Annotated in this window: 14 protein-coding genes; 8 read left to right on the plus strand and 6 right to left on the minus strand. The window is 53.3% G+C overall.

Going from position 1 to position 21,481, the window contains the following annotated elements; all coding sequences use genetic code 11:
- Nucleotides 1-21: 21 nt before the first annotated feature.
- Nucleotides 22-1,419, minus strand: coding sequence for an NAD-dependent succinate-semialdehyde dehydrogenase (locus ACYVHB_RS10315; RefSeq protein ID WP_461051638.1), 1,398 nt, complete (start codon nucleotides 1,417-1,419; stop codon nucleotides 22-24).
- A 74-nt stretch (nucleotides 1,420-1,493) separates the two neighbouring features.
- Nucleotides 1,494-1,976 carry a MarR family winged helix-turn-helix transcriptional regulator gene (locus ACYVHB_RS10320; RefSeq protein WP_461051639.1) on the minus strand — a complete coding sequence of 161 codons (483 nt, stop codon included), beginning with the start codon at nucleotides 1,974-1,976 and terminating at the stop codon, nucleotides 1,494-1,496.
- Nucleotides 1,977-2,194: 218 nt separating this feature from the next.
- On the opposite strand from ACYVHB_RS10320, the gene ACYVHB_RS10325 reads away from it, so the two are divergent.
- The 6 genes from ACYVHB_RS10325 to ACYVHB_RS10350 all read left to right on the plus strand — a co-directional run bounded on the left by ACYVHB_RS10325 (nucleotide 2,195) and on the right by ACYVHB_RS10350 (nucleotide 12,892).
- Entirely contained in the window at nucleotides 2,195-3,301 is a 1,107-nt protein-coding gene (locus ACYVHB_RS10325) for an HlyD family secretion protein (protein ID WP_461051640.1), read from the plus strand.
- A gap of 126 nt (nucleotides 3,302-3,427) precedes the next feature.
- Nucleotides 3,428-5,008, plus strand: a complete 1,581-nt coding sequence (locus ACYVHB_RS10330; RefSeq protein WP_461051641.1) for a DHA2 family efflux MFS transporter permease subunit — start codon at nucleotides 3,428-3,430, stop codon at nucleotides 5,006-5,008.
- A gap of 152 nt (nucleotides 5,009-5,160) precedes the next feature.
- On the plus strand, nucleotides 5,161-6,453 hold the full coding sequence (locus ACYVHB_RS10335; RefSeq protein ID WP_461051642.1) for a TolC family protein: 1,293 nt from the start codon (nucleotides 5,161-5,163) through the stop codon (nucleotides 6,451-6,453).
- Nucleotides 6,454-6,669: 216 nt separating this feature from the next.
- Nucleotides 6,670-7,761, plus strand: coding sequence for a glycine cleavage system aminomethyltransferase GcvT (gcvT, locus tag ACYVHB_RS10340; protein WP_461051643.1), 1,092 nt, complete (start codon nucleotides 6,670-6,672; stop codon nucleotides 7,759-7,761).
- An 82-nt stretch (nucleotides 7,762-7,843) separates the two neighbouring features.
- Nucleotides 7,844-8,560, plus strand: a complete 717-nt coding sequence (locus tag ACYVHB_RS10345) for a 2-phosphosulfolactate phosphatase (RefSeq protein ID WP_461051644.1) — start codon at nucleotides 7,844-7,846, stop codon at nucleotides 8,558-8,560.
- 114 nt (nucleotides 8,561-8,674) lie between these two features.
- Nucleotides 8,675-12,892: a PA14 domain-containing protein gene (locus ACYVHB_RS10350; RefSeq protein WP_461051645.1), complete on the plus strand. Its 4,218-nt coding sequence runs from the start codon at nucleotides 8,675-8,677 to the stop codon at nucleotides 12,890-12,892.
- Between the two features lie 65 nt (nucleotides 12,893-12,957).
- On the opposite strand, the gene ACYVHB_RS10355 is transcribed toward ACYVHB_RS10350, so the two are convergent.
- From ACYVHB_RS10355 to ACYVHB_RS10370, 4 genes are all read right to left on the minus strand, one after another.
- The gene (locus ACYVHB_RS10355) at nucleotides 12,958-16,101 is read right to left on the minus strand and encodes a right-handed parallel beta-helix repeat-containing protein (RefSeq protein ID WP_461051646.1); all 3,144 of its coding nucleotides are present in this window, start codon (nucleotides 16,099-16,101) and stop codon (nucleotides 12,958-12,960) included.
- Between the two features lie 24 nt (nucleotides 16,102-16,125).
- Entirely contained in the window at nucleotides 16,126-16,593 is a 468-nt protein-coding gene (locus ACYVHB_RS10360) for a response regulator (RefSeq protein WP_461051647.1), read from the minus strand.
- Between the two features lie 120 nt (nucleotides 16,594-16,713).
- Entirely contained in the window at nucleotides 16,714-18,171 is a 1,458-nt protein-coding gene (locus ACYVHB_RS10365; RefSeq protein ID WP_461051649.1) for a tetratricopeptide repeat protein, read from the minus strand.
- A 22-nt stretch (nucleotides 18,172-18,193) separates the two neighbouring features.
- Nucleotides 18,194-19,411 carry a hypothetical protein gene (locus ACYVHB_RS10370; RefSeq protein WP_461051650.1) on the minus strand — a complete coding sequence of 406 codons (1,218 nt, stop codon included), beginning with the start codon at nucleotides 19,409-19,411 and terminating at the stop codon, nucleotides 18,194-18,196.
- A gap of 233 nt (nucleotides 19,412-19,644) precedes the next feature.
- Between ACYVHB_RS10370 and ACYVHB_RS10375 the strand changes: the two genes are divergently transcribed.
- Entirely contained in the window at nucleotides 19,645-20,040 is a 396-nt protein-coding gene (locus ACYVHB_RS10375; protein ID WP_461051651.1) for a LytR/AlgR family response regulator transcription factor, read from the plus strand.
- 464 nt (nucleotides 20,041-20,504) lie between these two features.
- Nucleotides 20,505-21,401 (plus strand): glycosyltransferase, encoded by an 897-nt coding sequence (locus ACYVHB_RS10380; protein ID WP_461051652.1) that lies wholly within the window; start codon nucleotides 20,505-20,507, stop codon nucleotides 21,399-21,401.
- Nucleotides 21,402-21,481 lie beyond the last annotated feature (80 nt).

Consider the following 21,481-nt stretch of genomic DNA (forward strand, 5'->3'; position numbering starts at 1 on the left):
TGGTGTGGATGGAGCAGTCTCTCACCGCTCCATCCACACCGTCTTCACGTTCACAAACTCCTTCATGCCGATCTCCGACAGCTCACGACCGAAGCCGGAGTTTTTGATACCGCCGAACGGCACCCGCGCGTCGGAGCGCATCAGCCCGTTCACGAATACCGATCCGGCCTGAATCTGCCGCGCCAGCCGGTCTGCCCGGTCTAAATCCTGCGTCCACAGGGCCGAACCGAGACCAAAGTCGGATTGGTTCGCCAGCCGGATGGCGTCAGCCTCGTCTTTGGCGTCGATCAGCGCGGCTAATGGTCCGAACGTTTCCTGGTCGAACGCAGCCATGCCGGGTTTAACCTTGTCCAGCAGTATGGGCTGAACGTTGCAACCAGCGCGGTGTACATTGCCCGTCAGTAATTTCGCTCCTTTCGCAACGGATTCGCGGCACTGTTGCTCAATGGCGTCGGCCAAATCCAGCCGGGCCATAGGTCCCATCGTCGTGGTGTCGTCTGCCGGGTCGCCCTGCCGGATTTGCTCAATGTGATGCAGGACCAGTTCGGTGAATCGCTTTTTCACGGATTTCTCCACGATGAACCGCTTTGCCGCAATGCAGCTTTGGCCTGCGTTCTGCATCCGCGATTTAACGGCGGTTTCGGCCGCACGTTCCAGATCGGCATCGGCCAGCACGATGAGCGCGTCAGACCCCCCTAATTCCAAGACTGATTTCTTGATTTCGCGCCCTGCAATACTGGCCACCGACGACCCCGCCCGCCCGCTGCCCGTGAGCGTAACGGCTTTGACGCGCCGGTCTTTTAACAACCCCTCAACCGGCGCTACGTCGATTAATAGAGACTGAAAAACACCATTGGGCAGGCCACACTGCCGAAATACATTTTCGATGACCAGTGCGCAGCCGAACACGTTGGGGGCGTGTTTGAGCAAACCAACGTTGCCCGCCAGCAAGCCCGGAATAGCGAAGCGAAAAACCTGCCAGAATGGAAAATTCCAGGGCATGATAGCCAGCACCGGTCCCAGCGGCTGATACGTAACAAAGCTGCGTTGTGCTTCTGTTTCAATAACCTGATCGGCCAGAAACGTATTAGCGTGGTCAGCGTAGAAGGTGCAGCCACCCGCGCATTTTTCCACTTCGGCGAGCGCTTCTTTGCGCGTTTTGCCCATCTCGGCCGTGATTTGTTCACTAAGGCATTGCTTATTGGCAGTAAGGTAATCACCAACCCGGCGCAGGTAACCGACCCGCTCGGCCAATGACAAAACAGACCAGTCGGCGAAAGCCCGGTCGGCTTGTTTCAGTTTGCGCTCAAGGGTAGCGGGGCTATCAGCCCGGTACGTTTTTAACGTCTGCTGATTGTAGGGGTTGATGGAGGAGAAGGTCATACTTGTAAAATGAATAATGGTTAATGTAGAATGCATAATGACTCCACTTCGGTTATTATGCATTCTACATTAACCATTCGGGGTCGCCCGTGCGATTCATTGCTTTTGTACTATCCTTCGTCTTCGAGGGTGTTAACCAGGAGTACGAGCGTATCAATAACCTCCTCCATGCGATCATGACCCACGATGGTATCGAATTTGTTGCGGCTTTCCTGCATGCAGTCTTTCAGGGCAACAAACAGGTCTTTACCCCGCTCGTTTAGAAAAATCATGCTGGACCGCGAGTCGTTCGGATTTTTTTGGGTGTAGATATACCCTTCACTCTCCAGCAGACCAACGATTTTGCTCATCATCTGCTTTGTCACGCAGGCCCGTTTGGCCAGTTCGTTATTGGTCGTACCCTTCTCATCGATGTTGGCTAAGAACATCAGGTAACTCATCTTGAAATCACGGTAGCCCAGCGCCTGGAGACGCGGCTCAACGAAACTATCCATGTATCGCTTCAGCCGCCAGAACAAACGACCGACCGCTCGCTCCCGTAAAATACGGTATTGGTTAAAATCAAAGGATTTATTGTCTGTTTCCACGATCATGCCGCAAAGTAAACCGGTTGAATCAATCACCCGGCAAATTAGGATAACAAATATAGTCAACCAACTTGACTTTATAGTCAACCTGGTTTACTTTTGTGTCGTCAAAAATCAGGAAGAAGCCGCAGCCCAGCATCGGCTGATTTTAACGAAACAGTTTAACGCAACGAGCGCTTCTTTTGCCTAATAACACCCCCCAGGTTCATCAACAAATTCAATTTATGGCTACGGACACATTAGCTCCTGTCGAAGAGAAGAGCGCTGCAAAAACCTACCTTCCCCGGATCATCATCGCTCTTGTGCTGTTGGTAGGTGGTTATTTTGGCTACCAGGCCTACCACCACAGCCAATTGTATGAATCCACTGACAATGCTCAGATTGAGGGTAACTCAGCTCCGGTGCTGGCCCGCGTGGCTGGTTACGTGCAGTCGGTGAATGTTGATGACTACGCCACCGTCAAACGCGGTCAGCCGCTTGTCACCATCGACCCGCAGGAGTATGACGTTGCCTTAGCGCAGGTCGAAGCCGATTACCAGCAGACGGTAGCCGACCTTGCCACCGCCCGCGCTGACCTGCAAAACGCCCAGGCGCAGGCCCGCAACGTGGCGCAGAACGCCCGCGTGGCTCAGTCAACCGCACAAGTGCAGGCCGCCCGGCGTGACAAAGCCCGGCAGGACCTTCAGCGCGACCAGAATTTATACAAAGAGCAGTCGCTGACCCGCAAGCAACTCGAAGATACCCAAAACAATGTGGAGGTGCAGGGACGTCAGTACGACGCCAATGTAGAGCAGATCACGCTGGCCCAGACGTCGCAGGGCGTGGCGCAGGCGGGTATTGCCCGGGCGCAGGCCAACATTCAGAAAATTCAGGCGGTGCTGAAGGTAAAGCAGGCGGCCATCGACAACGCCAAACTACGCCAGGGTTACGCCCGGCTAACGGCCCCGATTGCGGGTAAAATCGGTCGTAAAAACGTCGTGGTCGGGCAGTATGTGCAGCCTGGTCAGAACCTGTTTACGATTGTGGCCGACTCGACATTCTGGATTGTGGCCAACTTCAAAGAAACGCAGTTGGAGAAAATGAAAGTTGGTCAGGAGGTGGAGGTCAAACTTGATGCCTATCCCAATCTCGACATCAAAGGCCGGGTGGCCTCACTGTCGGAAGCGACCGGGGCACGATTTGCCTTATTGCCAGCCGACAACGCATCGGGCAACTTCGTGAAAGTAACGCAACGAGTGCCGGTGAAGATTGAGATTGTAAATCCACAGAACTACAAAAATCAACTGCGGGCCGGGCTGAGCGTAGAAGCCGAAGTGCGGGTTAACGAGTAATGTAAAATGGTCAATGAACCGCGCGGGCGGCCCCGAATGTACAATGATTTGATAGTCAGTCACTCGGCAGACATTGTACATTCGGGGCCGCCCGCGCGGTTCATTGACCATTACTCATTAAATTTCATGCAACAACCAACTGGATTTCGCCGGTGGATCGTGGTGGTCACGGCCATTACTGCCGCCATCATTGAATTGATCGACATCTCGATTGTGAACGTCGGCCTGACCGACATTGCCGGTAACCTCGGCGTCACCATCGAAGACGTGTCGTGGGTTGTGACGGCTTATGCCATCGCCAACGTGATCGTGATTCCGATGACGGGTTTTTTGCAGGGTTATTTCGGTCGCAAAAACTATTTCATCGTTTCCATCGCCCTCTTTACCATGGCGTCCTATGGTTGCGGCTTTGCCGATAACCTGTGGACGCTGGTGGCGTTCCGATTTTTGCAGGGCATTGGGGGTGGGGCGCTACTGTCTACTTCGCAGGGGCTAATCTATGACGCGTTTCCACCCTCGCAGCGGGCCGTCGCGTCGGCATTGTTTGGGGCGGGTATTGTGCTGGGTCCCACGCTTGGCCCTACGCTCGGTGGCTACATCATCGACAATTACCACTGGAGCTGGATGTTTTACATCAACGTACCGATTGGTATTCTGGCCGTTTTTCTGAGTTCGACGTTTATCGAAAAGAAAGCAGAAGAGCTGAACATTAATCGGAGCGCCATCAAAATCGACCAGTTTGGTATTCTGCTGCTGGCGGTGGGTGTGGGTAGTTTGCAGTATGTGCTGGAGCGGGGCGAGTCCGACGATTGGTTTGATGACTCGGTCATTCTCTGGTTATCAATCGCTGCGGTCATTGCCCTCCCGCTGTTTGTGTGGTGGGAGTTGCGCGGCACTAAATCGCCGGTGGTGGATTTGCGGGTGCTCAAAAACCGCAACTTAACAATCGGCTCCATTCTGGTGGTGGTCGTTGGCTACGGCTTGTTCACGTCCGTGTTGTTATATCCTCTGTTTGCTCAGCGCATTGTGGGCATGACAGCCACACAAACGGGTCAACTGCTGATTCCGGGCGGGCTGATTACGCTGCCGATGTTTGCCATTACCGGGCGGATGCTGGCCAAAGGGGTTTCGCCGAGACTGATCGTTGTCTTCGGCTACATTGCCTTTGCCACGTTCTGCTTTACCATGTCCACGCTCAATGCCGACGCGTCGAACGAGGATTTCATTTGGGCGCTCATCATCCGGGGCATCGGTCTGGCGCTGGTCAACGTGCCACTCATTAATCAGTCGGTATCGACGCTGGAGCCGAGCCAACTGCCCACTGGCATCGCCATTGTGAACATGATGCGGCAGTTGGGGGGGGCGTTTGGAGTAGCCATCACCAATACCTACGTCACGCAGCGGTCGGCCCTCCACCGCAACGAACTCGTCTCAAACCTGCAACCCGACAACCCGGCCCTGACCGAGCGACTCACGGCCCTCACGCAGGGGCTGATTGCAAGGGGTGTTAACTCGTTCGATGCGGTGCAGGGTGCCTACAAAAACCTCGACCTGATCGTCTCACGGCAGGCGTTAATGATCTCGTATTTAGATACGTTCCGGCTGGCGGGCCTGTTTTTCGTCTGCTCATTCCCGCTGCTTTTTCTGTTGAAAGGCAAAAAAATGGACGCGGCAGCAGCCAAAGCGGTTGCTGATGCGGCTCACTAACGCAGTCAGGGGTAGCATACTGCTGTGCCAACCGCGATAGCGGTTAATTGGCAATGACATGATTAACCTTCGGTTGGCACAGCAGGATGCTGTGCCCGACATGATACATCCTGATTATGAAAATTAACAAGTTTATAAACTCCGTTCTGTTTTTGACCGCTCTTACTGTTCAGGCGCAACCAGTGCAAATTCCCGACGATCTACGGGCGCTCGTGCAACAGGCCAATGCGAACTATCCGGTACTGAAACAACAGCAGCAGCAAATTCAGGCGGGCGAGGTGCGCGTCGATATCGCCCGGACGGCGCTCAAGCCCAACGTATCGGGCAATGCGTCGTACCAGTACCTGAACCCGGTGGCAAAAGCAACGCTTCCGGTCAACGGCCGCGACCAGACAATTCAGTTTCAGCCCAACCATAACGTCAACGCGTACCTTGGCGTTGGCCAGACGATTTACGACTGGGGGCGCACGAACGCAGCCGTTCGGCAGGCAACCGACAACGTGCAGCTTCTACGCCGGACTTTAGACATTACGCAGCAAAATCTGGTCTACCAGGTGGCGGCTGCATACTACGGTGTTGGGTTTTTGCAACGGAGTTTAGCCGTGCAGGATTCGGTGATTAATACAGCCGGGGCCAACGTACGATTGCTCAGCATCCGCCTGCAAAACGGTGACGCTCTTGAATACGACGTGCTGACGCAGGCTGTGCGCGTGAAAAGTGCTCAAAACCGACGCATCGAAATTCAAAATCAACTGGAGCGGCAACTCGCCGTGCTGACCTACCTGACCGGCAATGCGAACCCGGTTGTGGCGGGCGCGGCTGCCCAGTTCAGCGCCGAAGCAACGGGCGGACTCGGTACCACACAGCCTTACAATCTGGATGGTGACGTGCAGTCGGTACTGGCCCAAAGTAAGGATGTGCAACTGGCTCAGGACCGCGTCCGGCAGGCCGAAACGGACATTTTAGCCAGTGATTTGGCGGGTCGGCCGAGCCTGGGATTTACGGGATCGGCGGGCTATCGGAATGGGTATTTGCCCGAAATCAACAATCCCCGCTTCAACATTGCGGCTGGGGTAGCGCTGACGGTGCCCATTTATTCGGGCAAGCGGAATCAGCTACAGAACCAAGTAGCTCAACTGAATTTAAACGCCACCCGCTACGCCGTCGAAAACGCCAACGCCCAACTGCGGCAGAGTATCGCCCTGCTGAACGCCGACATTCGCAGCAACCAAACGCGTTTAGCCAACCTCGATACGCAGGTGCAGCAAGCCCGCAAAGCCCTTCAGATTGCCAACGCCCGCCTGCGCAACGGCGTCATCACGAACGTGGAACTGCAAAGCGCCGAAACGGGCGTTGAAGAAGCTGAACTGGGGCGGCTCAATTTTCAATATCAGTTGTTGCTCAATCAGTTGGAGTTGAAGCGGTTGCTGGGGGAGGAGTTGTGAAAATAGTTGGTGAATTGATGAGTCAGTGAGTGATACGTGCGATTCATTCCTAAACGGACAGCTTACGAACCGTATTGTAAACGGCTAAACAGCCGGAAATTATCGCTTGTTGGTAATGATCTGTGGCTGTTTAGCCGTTTACAACACGGTTCATGAGTTGCCCACAACCACTTTATCTTCGATTTTCGATAAATTTGCCGGATAACCCCCGCGCAAATGTCGCTTAAGCGAGTTCCTCTTCATCACATTCACCAGCAGTTGGGCGCGAAGATCGTGCCATTCGCGGGCTACGAAATGCCCGTTCGCTACTCCTCCGATCTCGATGAACACCATACCGTCCGCAACGGCGTCGGCGTGTTCGACGTTTCGCACATGGGCGAGTTCATGGTTAAAGGCGAGGATGCGCTGGCCCTGATTCAGCGCGTGTCGGCCAACGACGCCAGTACGCTTTTCGATGGCAAGGTGCAGTACAGCTACCTGCCCAACGGTCGGGGCGGCATTGTGGATGATCTGTTAGTGTACCGCATTGGCCCGCTGGAATACATGCTCGTGGTCAACGCATCGAACATTGACAAAGACTGGAACTGGATCAGTCAGTATATTCGCGTCGATGACGCGGTTACGCTGGTCAATATTTCGGAGGATATGTGCCTGTTTGCGGTGCAGGGGCCATTAGCGGCTCACGCGCTCGAATCGCTCACCCCCGCCGATCTGGAGATGACGTATTATACCTTCGAGAAAACGGACTTTGCCAGTTACGCCAACGTGATCGTGTCGGCAACGGGTTACACCGGTGCGGGCGGCTTTGAAATCTACGTGTCCAATCACCAGGCCGAGGGCGTATGGAATGCCATTATGGAGGCCGGAAAACCATTTGGCATCAAGCCCATCGGGTTGGGTGCCCGCGACACGCTCCGGCTCGAAATGGGTTACAATCTCTACGGCAACGACATCACCGACGAAACATCACCCATTGAAGCAGGTCTTAGCTGGGTCACCAAATTCACCCACGACTTCATCGACGCCGACGTGCTGAAGCAGCAAAAAGAACGGGGCGTTCCGCGTCGGCTCGTTGGGTTCGAAATGATTGACCGGGGTATTCCGCGTGGGCACTACGAACTCACCACTGCCGACGGCGAGAAAATTGGCGAGGTGGCTTCGGGCACTCAGTCGCCCACGCTCGGCAAGGGTATCGGCTTGGGCTACGTACCCACGGCTCTGAGCAAGCCCGGTTCCGAACTGTTTGTAAAGGTTCGGGACAAACTCCTGAAAGCCGAAGTAGTGAAATTGCCTTTTGTGAAAAAGTAGTCAATGAGTCGGTTAGTCAGTGATTTGGTCAGATAATGAACAAGCCAGTGACTGACCAACTCATTGACTCACTAACTGATCTATGAAACAAATCGACGTTTGCCTTACCCCCGATTTATTGCATCTCCACGCCGTTGAAAACACCATTGTGATCGTGGCCGATGTATTTCGGGCAACGTCCTGCATGGTGACGGCCTTTGCGTATGGCGTTAAAACCATTGTGCCCGTTGCCACAATTGACGAGTGTCGGCAGTGGCAGGAACGGGGCTACTTAGCCGCTGCCGAGCGCAACGCCCGCCGGATTGAGGGGTTTGAACTGGATAACTCGCCGTTTACCTACATGAATGAGCAGATTCGGGACGCCAACATTGCCATGACTACCACCAACGGGACCCTGGCCATTACGCGTTCGCGCTCGGCGGTGAAGGTGCTGGTGGGGTCGTTCCTGAATTTAGAAGCCATTGTTCGCTACCTCAAGACCGAGCGGTACGACGTGATGGTTTTGTGCGCGGGCTGGAAGGGACGCGTCAACATGGAAGATACCCTGTTTGCCGGAGCGCTGGTAGCCCGGCTGAAAGACAGCTATGGCATGGCCGAAGACAGCGCGATTATGGCGTGGCGGCTCTACGAACAGGGCAAGGACAATATGGCGGCCTACCTGTCTAACTCCTCACATATCAAACGACTCCAGCGATTAGGCATCCAGAAGGACATTACCTACTGCCTCCAGCACGATATCTACGACGTTGTTCCCGTGCTTCGCGGTAATGCACTGGTTGCGATGGAGGGCGTTTCATAATTTATTAACACATTATTTGTTGATTAAACGGTAGTTTCTCCTACTTTCGCGTACCACATCGACTAAGTAGATAAAAGGTTAGAAAATTTCTATTATTTCTTAGTTTTCCCTATCGTGCTCATTTACAGGAACGTTTCCAGCTCCCAACCGGGCGGGCTGGCCGGGTATGGTTTGTTGAGTCTACTGGTACTACTGAGTTGCGTATCGGCCGGGTTTAGTCAGACAACGTATTATGTATCGGCTGCGGGCAATGACGCCAACAGCGGCCGTTCTACGGATTCGCCGTTTCAGACGCTGGCCAAAGTCAGTAGTTTGTCGCTCCAGCCGGGCGATGCTATCTTACTCAAACGGGGCGACACCTTTCGCGGAACGCTGTTCATTCGCCAGTCCGGTTCGTCCGACAGACCCATCGTTGTTGATGGGTACGGGTCGGGTAATAAGCCGATCATTGCGGGGTCGGTGCCGGTGAGCAACTGGAACAACATCGGTAACAACACCTGGCAGGCTAACTGCCCAGGCTGCGGAGACCGCGTAACCGGCCTCTACCGGAATGGAGCGACGCTACCGCTGAGTCGTTATCCCAATTTGAGCGACGGCAACAAAGGCTACCTGACGATCCAGTCGCATAACGGCAATACTCAGATCACCAGTCAGCAGGGTTTTCCGGCCAACTGGACGGGGGGCGAAGTGGTGTTCCGGCCGCGCCAGTGGATTATGAACCGTGGACCCATTAACCAGCAAAACGGCAACACGCTGACATTCAGCAACAATAATCCGTACGGTATTACCGATGGATACGGTTTCTTTATTCAGAATCACCCGGCTGCGCTGGACCAAACCGGCGAATGGTACTACAACCCAGCCAACAAGATGATTCAACTGTACGATAATCAAACCGATCCGAATGGTCAGCTCCTTACCGCGACCGCTTTTGGCGAAGGGGTGAATCTAACAAATGCGTCGTTCATTACCGTTCGTAACATCCAGATTACCCAAACGCTAACGGCGGGGCTATCGGCCAACGGCGGTTCCAATCTGGTTATTTCGGGCAATGACATTACCCGGTCAGGCTTCGACGGCGTCTCTATTTCGGGTTCCGGCAACAACGTGCTGGCAGAAAACAACCTGATTGAAGACGCCAACAACAACGGGTTTTACATTCAACCCTACCAGGATTTCACCTTTCGGGGCAACACCATCCGGCGGGCGGGCGTCGTGCCGGGTCGGGGACAAAGTGGGGATGGAGGATACAGTGGGGTGCAGGCGACCTGCCGGGCCAACACGGTGGTCGAGAACAACACCATCGATAACGTAGGGTATAATGGCATTTCTTTCCTCAACAGCGCGACCGTTCGCAACAACCAGGTATCTAATTTCTGCCAGACAAAAAGCGACGGTGCCGGTATTTACACCTGGAACGGTAATCGCAACAACGTTTCTGGCATTCGTATTCTGTCGAACATCGTCTACAATGGGATTGGCGCGGTAGAGGGCACACCGGGCGGAGCGTATTCGGGCGCGAACGGTATTTTTCTGGACGACTGCTCCCAAAACGCCGAAGTGGCCAACAACACGACGTTCGGGTCGCGGGGCAAAGGCATTTTTCTGCGCGGAGCAACGAACATAGCGATCCGGGGAAATACCAGTTTCAACAATGGCGAGCAGCAACTTATGCTCGGCTATAACAACACGTGTGATCTGCGCAACAATGCGGTTCAGAACAACATATTGGTCAGTCGGCTGGCTAATCAGGTGGTGGCGTCCTACGAGTCGAACGAGAACGACCTCAACCAATACGGCCCGTTCGACTACAACTATTACGTGCGCCCGTTTGAAGATCAGTTCAAAATTCGGGCGGTTTACAACCCCGGATCAGGCCTGACCGGGGCGGACAATACACTCGCCGAGTGGCAGGCTCGGTGGGGGCAGGACCGTAACTCGTTCAACAGCCCGATAACCTACAAAACGCAGGCCGTTACCCAGACCGGTGCCAGCGTACTCAATCATTCGTTTTCTGATAATACCCAGGGCTGGTCGGGATACTCGCCTTACGGTAACGGCCGGGTTGAGCAGGACAACGCCAACCGGCTCGATGGCGGCTCCCTGCGCCTTTCATTTGCGTCGGCGTCCAACCAGGGCAATTCGTACTTGCTGGCTACGGTAAATATTGGTTCAGTCAATAAAGGAAAAACGTATCAGCTTCTGTTCGACGGCGTAGCTTCGTCGGCGGGGAAGCGGGTGCAGATTTACCCCCGTCAACTGTCGGCAGGGTACCAGGATCTGGCAGCCCGGGCTTCCTACGTTATGAGCACCGGTCGCCAGGCGTACGAAGCAACCTTCACGGCTACCGCTGACGAATCGAACGCGATTCTGGTGATTCAGGCACAGGAAGATGGGCAGACGGCCTGGTTCGATAACATTCGGCTGCGGGAGGCTACGCTGACGACCCTCAACCCAGACGATTACATCAAGTTAGTGTACAACCCAACGGGACAGGATAAGACCGAGACGCTCGACGGCGTGTATCGGGACGTTAAAAACAATGTCTACAATCGTCAGGTGACCGTTCCGGCTTTCGCATCGGTGGTGTTACTGAAAGAAACGAATCAAACGACGCCCCCGCCCCCCACTCCGACACCAACGCCAACCACGCTGCGCGACCCGGAGAATCCAGCCAACGCCGTAGCCGGGCTTGACTACCAGTATTACGAAGGCACTTGGAGCAACGTGCCCGACTTCAACGCCCTGACGCCCGCTGAAACCGGTACTATTGCCAATCCCAACCTGTCGGTACGTAATCGTGACGACAATTTTGCCGTCCGCTACCGGGGCTATGTTAGCGTACCGACCGATGGAGTGTACACGTTTTACACCAATTCGGATGATGGGAGTAAACTTTTCATTGGCTCAACCGAGGTGGTCAACAACGACGGGGGACACGCTGAACAGGAGCGGTCAGGCACCATTGGCCTGAAAGCGGGCATCCACGCGCTGACCATTGGTTATTTCGAAGGCGGGGGTGGGCAAGCCCTAACGGTAAGCTACGCCGGACCAAACTTAGGTAAGCAAACCATTCCCGATGGGGCTTACCGGCGGGTGTCGACGGGACAGCCACCTACTCCGCCCCCAACAGCCACGCTGCGCGACCCGGAGAACCCAGCCAACGCAGTGACGGGTGTGGACTACCAGTATTACGAAGGCACCTGGAACGAACTGCCCGATTTCAACGCGCTCACGCCCGCTAAAACCGGCACCATTACCAACCCCAATCAATCGGTACGCAACCGCAACGACAATTTTGCTTTCCGCTACCGGGGTTATGTGAGTGTGCCGACCGACGGGGTGTATACCTTCTACACCAATTCAGACGATGGCAGCAAACTCTTCATTGGCTCAACTGAGGTGGTCAATAACGACGGGGGACACGCCGAACAGGAGCGGTCAGGCACCATTGGTCTGAAGGCAGGCGTTCATGCCCTGACCATCAGCTACTTTCAAAAGGGTGGGGGGCAAGTGCTGGCCGTAAGTTATGCCGGGCCTAACTTAAGCAAGCAGGTCATTCCCGATGGTTCCTACCGGCGGGTGTCAGCGGGTGGTGGCACGAACGGAGGAACGGGGACCGGCCTGCGGGCGGAGTATTTCAATAACCGGGACCTGAACCCGCCGGTTGTTCTGAGCCGGATCGACGCTACCGTGAACTTCGACTGGGGCGGTAGCTCACCGGCTCCCGGTACCATCAATGCCGATAATTTCTCGGCCCGGTGGACGGGTCAGGTTGAAGCGCCGGTTACGGGCAACTATATCTTCAGCACCACCACCGACGACGGTTTACGACTCTGGGTCAATGGCAGGATGCTGATTGACAACTGGACACCTCATGCGCCCACCACCGACAACAGTTCGCCGATTGCGCTGACGGCTGGTCAGCGCTACGACATCAAAATGGAGTTTGTTGAGTGGTCTGGCGGGGCGGTATCCAAACTGTTGTGGTCGTATCCAAACCAGGGAACGCAGATCATTCCGCAGGCGCGGTTGTATCCGGCAGGCGGTGGTGGTCGGCTCGCAGCGGCTGAATCCTACGGCAACCGGCCCGAGTTCAGGATTGTCTACCCAATACCTACGTATGACGAGTTCACGTTTAACGCCAACGACGATGTTGAGTCGATGCGGGTTGTCGATCTGTTGGGTCGGGAGCACCTGCAGTTCAACGACATTCGCCGTGGGCAGTCGTTTCCGTTTGGTGGACAATTGCCCACCGGTCCCTATCTGCTGCACGTCCAGTATACGGATGGAACCCACTGGGTAGAAAAACTGCTGAAAGCAAGCCAATAATGAACAAGTGGTTGAGTGCTGGGTGTGTACGTGTGTGCTGTACCTGCACCCCCAGCGCTCCGCCACTACAAATTCTGCTTTATCAGTCTCACCACCCGTTGTTCACCGGTTTTGTAGTGAATATAGAGTAAATAAGGCGCGTTGGGCAGCGATCTCCCAAAACGGATCAGTTGACCCCGCCGAACGGGACCGAGGCTAAACCGTTCACGGCCCAGTAAATCAACCATCTGCATTCGTACTACATCATCCTCGGCCACAAACGTGAATTCGTCGGGGGATGGATTGGGGTAAATCAGGCTCTCGTCAATCCGTGACCCCGCTGGTCCAATTTCGGTTACCAGTCCGGGCGCTGTTTTTCCCAGAACGTCTTCGTTGACCAACAGCGTAACCAAAGCCTGATCATCTTCTCCATCGTTCGTACCTGAATTGGGGGTGCTGGTTGGGTCGGCATGAGTGGTGGCTGTCACCTGAGCAGCCAATACATACCGGCCAACAGCCGTTGCTCTGACCCGAAAAACGAACGTTGTGTCGGTAATCAGCCGTTGCACCCTGCCCGTTAAGAGACCATCGTGCCCCGATAAAGTCCGGTTGCCCACCAACGTCAGCGAAGCCGGTAACTGGCAACTCCACTGCACCTGATTAGGCAGTGTACGGTCGCCCGACGGGCTACGAAGCGTTAATGAAATGGAGGTACTCTCGCCAATGCGCAACGAATCACGGTCAATCGCCAGCGAAAGCCGCACATCAACCGGCGGTAACGAATCGCTCAGCAGAACAACGGACGTAAACGGTTTTAGAACAACCCGACGGTCGTAGTAATGATTTTTAACGTCCCGGCTGGGATGCGGCAGTACAACCGTGCTGTCTTTTGTGGTCGGATTGTAGACTAACCGGATAAAATCGTCCGGGTTAACGATTTCGATGGTTGCTTCCTGCAACTGAATATTGTCAAGCCGGACAGACTGGTCATCTTCGCCCAACTGAAACGTGAGCAGCGCATCGGCTTCACTAACGGAGACGGTAAGAGCAAACTCGTACCGTCTCCGTGCTGGCCCGGCCATAAACTCATACCGGCGCGTTAAATCCTGGTACGGCGCGTTTTGCTGCCGGATGAAAACGACGATTTTTTTTGCCGCTGGTGCTGCTACGTCGAACGAGACCAGATAGCTCTTCGATTTAACAACGGCCTTAATTTCCTTGTAGGCTTGAACGTACGAATCCGTTTTGCCCGATGATTTGGGGAAGGTTATTGTCAGCCCATCTCCAGTAGACTGGCCCCCGGCATTCCAGATCGCCTGGCCGTTGTTATACGGACTCCACGTTTCCCAGCCATCTGAATTGCCGCTTAGGGAGCCACTGAACCGGTTCGCGGTGCTTCGGCTTTTTACCACATACTCCTTATAGGTAACGGGGCTGGACCGGGACGTACGATCATGGCCAAACTGCGACTGCCACTGCGCGAGATTTAAGTCACCAACGACAGTCCGGTTGTAAACCGCTCTGATGGTCGATAGATCGTTGAAAGGCCGGGCGTAATAATTGTGCGTCATCAAGCCAAAACTCGACAGGTCATCTAAGCCGGATATATAACCGGCAACCCCCTGAGTGGCTGTTTTGGCAATCAGGCTATTTTGTTGCAGCATGTTGTTTCGGGGCAGACACTGCTGTTCGTAGTTGTACAGAATAAGCTGCGCTACACTGTTGTTGAAGCAAGTGTTGCCCGTTAAACTGACCCCGCTGACGGCGTGCAGGTAGATGCCCATCCCCTGGCAGTCGGTTACGGTGTTATTGGTCAGATCAACTCCTTCAACGCAGTCGTCCAGAAAGATGCCGTGTGCTCCACTGAACGTGTTATCCGATAAACTGCCGGGCGTACCGATGCCGTTCCGAATTATATTCGACTCAATGCGAATGCTGTCCATCGACTGCCGCGCTCCGTTCCACAAATAAATGCCGCCCCCGTCACTTTTTGTCATGCAGAAATTGGTGATCAGATTTTGCCGGACTGTTGCATTGCGTTGCACCGAGATGCCAATGTAGCCAACGCTGTCGATCACGTTATTTTCGATGCGCGAATTTTGGGTGGCAAAGGATTGGAATGCGTTAAGCTGACCGTCGCCGTTTCTTCCCCGGCCCGGCATCAGCCCAATGCGACGAATGAAATTTTGGCGAAACGTAACCTGCTGATACGCATCAATATAAACTCCGTTGTTATTACTGTTGGCAATGGTGTTCTTCTCAATCAGGAGGTTAGTGCCAGTTCCCTGGATAAGCACGCCATCTTCGCCGGAGTCGGTGAAGTCATCGTTGCTCAGAACAAGGTTACTCACGTTCAGGGCGTGCAGGTTTGCCAACCGGGCCTGAACAACACTGAGGTTCTGAATGCTGATAAACGCTGCGTCAGCAATGTCAATAACCTTGTCGGTTACTCCTGCGGTAATGAACTGCTCGTTTGGATCGCCCTGATCGTGATAAATCTGGATAACCCGCGTCGCTGGATTGTAGTACCATTCGCCGGTCCGGTCCAGTGTGGCCGGGTGTTTCTGAATAAAGAAGCCCCAGCCGTCGGCCAATGTATAGTGGCTCGTGTTGGCGAGCGTGAGTGTGTTGCCGCTCTGCCGGGTAATTGGTGCGCGGTCTATAATCCAGTAAGTAGGGCGGGCCACCACTTCTCCGCCCGTCCAGTCCCTTGTCAGGGCTTGCTGACTGGTTAGCTGGGTCGTGCCCACGTGGGTCTGAACGGTCAGGCTCCCCCGGTTAAGCGCGTCAGGATTTGGATAGCGGCCCAGCGGCTGCGCCAACCCATTTCGATACAGTCCCGTTAGGTCGCTGCCGCAGTTGGAGCAGGATGCCTGCCAGATGTTGGTTCCGGCTTGGGTCCAGTTGCGAACCGGCACCGATCCCGCCAGTACGGGCTTAGCGCCGGAGCCATACCCATCGAAGCGGATAGATTTCCCGGCCGCCCCCGACTGCCTGACCAGCAGCGTGCCCCGAAAGGTGTCGCCCCGACGGAACAAAACCGCATCGCCAGGCTGCAACTGGATCTTGTTAACCCGATCTAAGCTCTTAAACGGAGACGACGGGAAGCGGCCGTCATTGGTATCGCTCCCCATACTGGCCACATAATAGGTTGCCTGGGCTAAGCTGACTGATGCTGTCAAAAAAAAAGCAAACAGGATTTGATACCAGATCAAACTTCTCTTACGCACGTAGGTATGCCGTTGCCGCCACAATTATTGAGCACGTGAGGGTAAGGTGACGGTCTCCCACCAGTAGCGCCGGAACGTATAAAAGCAATTCAGCCACTGATGATACGTATTGGGTTTTACGATGTAAGAGGCAACACTGAAAATGTACGACTTTTCGATGTCGTCGCGCTCCTGAGACGAGCTAAGCATAACAACGGGTGGCTGCCGGTAAAATTCGTTGGCCTTTATGGACTTCAGCAGCCCCCAGCCGTCTTCCCGACGGGGCAGGCACAAATCCAGTAGAATCAGCCGGGGTAGTTTCTTCTCATCCGGCGCACAACTTTCCAGATACGTCAGGGTTTGCGCTGCGTTGTTCACCCAAATCGGTTCGACCTCAGGAAAACACTGCGACAAAGCAGAACGGATGATCAGCCAGTGGTCGGCGTTATCCTCGACGATCAAGATGGGAATGCGGTTGGCCTTTCGGCGTTTGGTGGTGGTTATGTTGCCCATATTCTGATTTTTGTTTTTTATGAGGAATGATTAGAACTACTTAGTGTGCTCCGGTTTAAAGGGTACTGACTTGTTTGTGCCGTTTAGATCGTAATGAAAGCGGAATCAGGCGTTTCGGGCTTAACGGATGTACATGCCCCCTTTGGCAATCGTTGACTCGTACTCGTAGTTGATCGTTTCGAGGAACTTACCCGTTACCCAGCCAATGCCAGCATTACGAACAAACACAAATCGCTTTGGGCTGAATGCCGTGCTGTACTGTTTCATTACGGCATCGAGCCACAAGGCTCCGGCAATGAGTTGCTTCTCATTTAGCTGACCCTGAATGGCCGCAATGTCTTTTTCGGCATTGGCCCGCACGGACGGGTCCGCAATGGACGACAGGTCGGGTCGGGTGAGGGCTTTGTAATCGGTTAGAGCTAACCGTTTAAACTGCTCAACATCGGCCGTTGAAACGGGAACGGCGGTGACATTAGCCCGTTCGGGGTGCAGGTAGGACACCAATGCCAGCACAATTTCGCCCCCAATGCCAACGGTTCGGCGCTCCTGCAAACCCGAATTGGCCGTGCCTAATTGAGCCGTCAGTGCTGAATCGGCCACGGCCTGAACCACCCGCTGGGCTTCCCGCCGGTAGGCATCCATCGACAATGCCCGTTTGCTTTCAATTCGGCTGACGAGGGAGTTGACGCCGATGGGGAAACTGATTTTATGGAATGATTTCGTTGAATTGGTATAGTTTCGGCGGCTGGCATCGCGGTCAAAATACCCACCCATGGTGCTGGTATTCCCCAGGTTGAGCGCCGATGTTGTTGGCCACACTTTCCGGGGAATGGTGCCAATCGTGAACAATTCAGCTTCACGAGCCGGAGTCAGCGTGGTGTCGATGCGCAACGAAGCATTGGGTAACACCCGCACCAGCTGGCGGTAGAAAGCCTGTCGCTTTTCGGGTGTTCGGGACAGCTCTTCGTCGAGATTACTGTTGAACACAATGAAAATGCGCTCATTCGGGATGTTGTAGCGTCGGATCGAATCCAGCCCAACCCGAAGCGCATCCTGCCCCGCCCTGAACGAACCGGATGCGTCGGCAAAAAACTGCGGGCTGTTTGGAATTGAGAACGTTGATTTGACGTCCTTGTCGTAAAAGTCGGTCTCGTACTTTGTCTTGAAAATGGCCACGTCGATAACTGACGCACCAATCTGAATGCCCGCATACACATTTTTACCGGAGATGTTGCGGATGATTTCGTTAACCCCCCAGCCGCTGGCCACGTATTTAAGGTTGGTATATTGAGTTCTGGCACGCTCCAGATACCGCAACGCATTGGTGGTGTCTTTTAAGTCGTTGTAGGAAAGACCCAGCAGTTCGTTCGCCACGGCTTCCCAATACAAGTTCTTTGACCGAACAGCGGGCATGGCACGCATCAACAAGCTGATCGACTCCTGCGATTTGTCGACTTCACGAAGAGTATTGGCTAACTTGATGAACTGAACAGCCTGTAGGGGTGTGCGGGCATCCTGGGCTAACGCGGGTGTAAACCAAAAGCAAACGACCGTTGACAGCGTAAAAATACATTTCATAACGTTCATGTGTTAATCAGATTTAGTTTTGTGAATTTTGATTAAGCTCCCGTTCCAGTTCACTCTCTTCGGTTAGTGGAACAGGTATTTTTACCCGCCGACGAGGCCGTTCATCGGCGGTGTTAGCTGTGTTCCGGTTGACTACTTTTTTGCGCCTGTCCGAACTGCCGGACACCGCGTTGCTGGACGAAGATACATTATTGTTAGTAATCGTTACATTTTCCTTATAAACCGGCTGTTCAGCAGGGCGTTCTACTGGTTCACGCTCACCACCGGAAAATTGCCAACCAGACGATTCCGTTGCTTCAGTCCCGGTTGTGGGTATTGTTTCCCGACTGGCTGGTTTCCGTTCGGTAAACACAGAACGGGTGCTTGCTGGCGGGGCGGGTGCTACCGTATTCGTAGTTTGGTTTAGTGTTTCCTGCTGGCATAAGGCGGGAAAGAACTGACAACGGTAGCTGTACCCAGCGTAAGCCAATCCGGTAACAAGCACCAATGCCAGCAACTCACCGCTCCGTTTCACCAGAGTTGCCTGGTTAACAGAACTCAGAAAGGCAAACGGGCCTGCGTTATTTCCTTTTAAAGTCACCGTCTCCTGTCCGGTAATCCCCTGAATGAGCAACTGTCCCGTGTGCGAACCGTATCGGCTGGCCGCATAACGAATATGTACATACGTTCCCACGGGCGATGGCGTGAGCGTCAGCGAAGGAGAAAACGCCGGATGATTGTCGCTGGCCAACTGAAAATAAGCGGGTGCATCCGTCGTGAGCGTAACCGGTTCGCTGGAGCCACGCTGGGCAATGGCGATCACCCGAAAGTCCGGCTTGTCAGGCGATGCGCCGATAAAGGTCAGCGCCGGCTGGCTAACGGTCAGTAAAGGGGTATCTAAGCGCTTTAGTGACGTAGACACCGTATTAACCGTCAAAACGGCAGTTTCACCGCCTGAGTCGTGAATAACGACTGTTCCATCAACGGGTAACTCGTCGGCCGCTACTAAGGTAACGGTAACGGTAGCCGTAGCCACCCAGCTATTGTCAACTTGTCGGTCGTAGCGAACAACTTGTTCCCGCTTTGGCTGACTCGTCGCTGAAGTCGTCAATAAATAGCCCGCCGACGCACTTAACAGCACTACGCCGGGGGTTTGCTCCGGTCCGAGTGCCGATTCCACAACAAAGCTGTACGCTTTGTCCCGGAAATCGTCAGTACGGATGGTTCGTTCAACCGGCTTCCGTATAGGCATTATAGGATGAATTTATCAGGATACACAAAACCGCATCTACACCAACACCACACAGCAAATAGACAAATTTTGCCTAATTACCCCCTGCTTAAATCTAACTCGATAAATACAATCAAAGTTACAAAGCCTGACAACTGAGTCAAACGCTTGCCTAAACGCTGTTACACATACGTCTGGGCGAACGAAACCGGATTTCCATCACCTCCGTATGTACATCACTCAACAAATCCTGTATGGAACGTATTAACATGGACAGCATACAATTAGTGGGTTACTCGGACCCGGTAATCATCGACTCAATTGTTTGGTTACAGGGTGATGCGAACTATACCCGCATTCATCACAAGGATAGCAGCGTTTTGGTTGTCGCTCAGCCACTCTTCTGGTTTGAGCAACACCTCAACTTCATTCGGGTGCATCGATCCGCGATCATCAATCCCATGTATGTACAGGAATTCTTGTACAAAAAGGGGCGGTCGGGTTCGATTCGATTGGTAGACGACGTGATTATTCCAGTGTCCCGCGCTCGTCTTGAACACACCGCTGCACAACTCAATTTAACCGGTATGCATAATTTGCCATTTATCGAAAATCAGAATAATGAGTTGAAGTTAATCTTCGGTACATAACTTTAGGCGTCGGTTAGCAGCCTGCTTTTCTGTTCCCGATCTACCGTGGCACTGAAAAGTAGGTTTTTTATTAACCTTCTTTTAGCCTTTTGACGAAAATTTGCGAGTAGTGTCACTCTGTAGATTTGAAACTTACGGTCTTATTAAGGCATAACGAACGTTAATTTTTTAACAGGTAGTATATAGAAACTTCACATTTTCTCTAAGAAGAATTCTAATAAGTTGTTACCAAATCAATGTATAGTTTACTGTGTTTTACTATATAAATCAATACAATATCTATAAATAGCTTTTATATATATTATTAAATTAAGCGGAGAGGTATTTATTCTTTATTCGATGCGGTTACTACGTTAGATTCATAATCAGATCGGTAACGTAATCAATTGCGTATGCATAGCTATTCGTTTTTGTAAGAATTGACTGCTTGACCGTATAGCCCAACTCTTCCCCAATTTATTTTTATGAATGCACCCGTGCTTTTATTCGCCTACAAGCGTCCTGTGGAGTCGTTAGCAACGCTTAAGGCTTTACAGGCCAATTATTTAGCAGCCCAAAGTGATTTATACATCTTCGTTGACGCGTCCAAGCGACCGGAAGATGCGCATAAAGTAGCTCAGGTTCACAAAATTATGGATGGCGCATCTGGGTTCCGCACCATTCATCGGGATTATGCAGAATCGAACATTGGTTGCGCTGATTCAATTATTCGGGGCATCTCTCAGGTGTTGGCCACGCACGCATCGGTTATTGTCGTGGAAGATGATATTGTGACGACGCCGAACTTCCTGGACTTCATGAACCAATGTCTGAACCAGTATGCCGATAACCGGCGCGTTTACTCGGCTGCTGGTTATACAATGCCGTTTCCAAAGCCATCTGAATACGGGTCGGATGCTTATTTCATCCCCCGTCATAGTCCCTGGGGCTGGGCTACCTGGGCTGATCGCTGGCAGTCGGTTGACTGGGCGATGACCGACTACCCGGCTTTTGAAAAAGACAAACGGCAGCAGAAAGCCTTTATGCAGGGTGGCTCCGACCTGGTTGGCATGTTACGGGATCAGATGGAAGGCCGGGCCGATGCGTGGGATATTCGGTTCTGTTATAATCGCTTTAAAGAGAATGGGTTAAGCGTGTACCCAACGGTGTCGAAAGTGCAGAACATTGGGTTCGGCAGCGACGCGACGCACACGGATATATATAACCGCTACAAAACAACACTGGATGAGGGTACGCAACGGGTCTTTGAACTACCGGCTACCGTTGAAACGACTGATTATTATCACCATAAAACATTGCAGCGTTATAGCGTTCCCACCCGGATTTACAACCGGTTAAAGACGCTGGCCGGTGTGCGCTGATTGTGCACATATCCTGTAATCTCACACAATGCCACTGGAATAAGGCATTGTGGATCAACGTTTTATATTTTACATTCGTC

The organism is Spirosoma arcticum, from assembly GCF_054779955.1.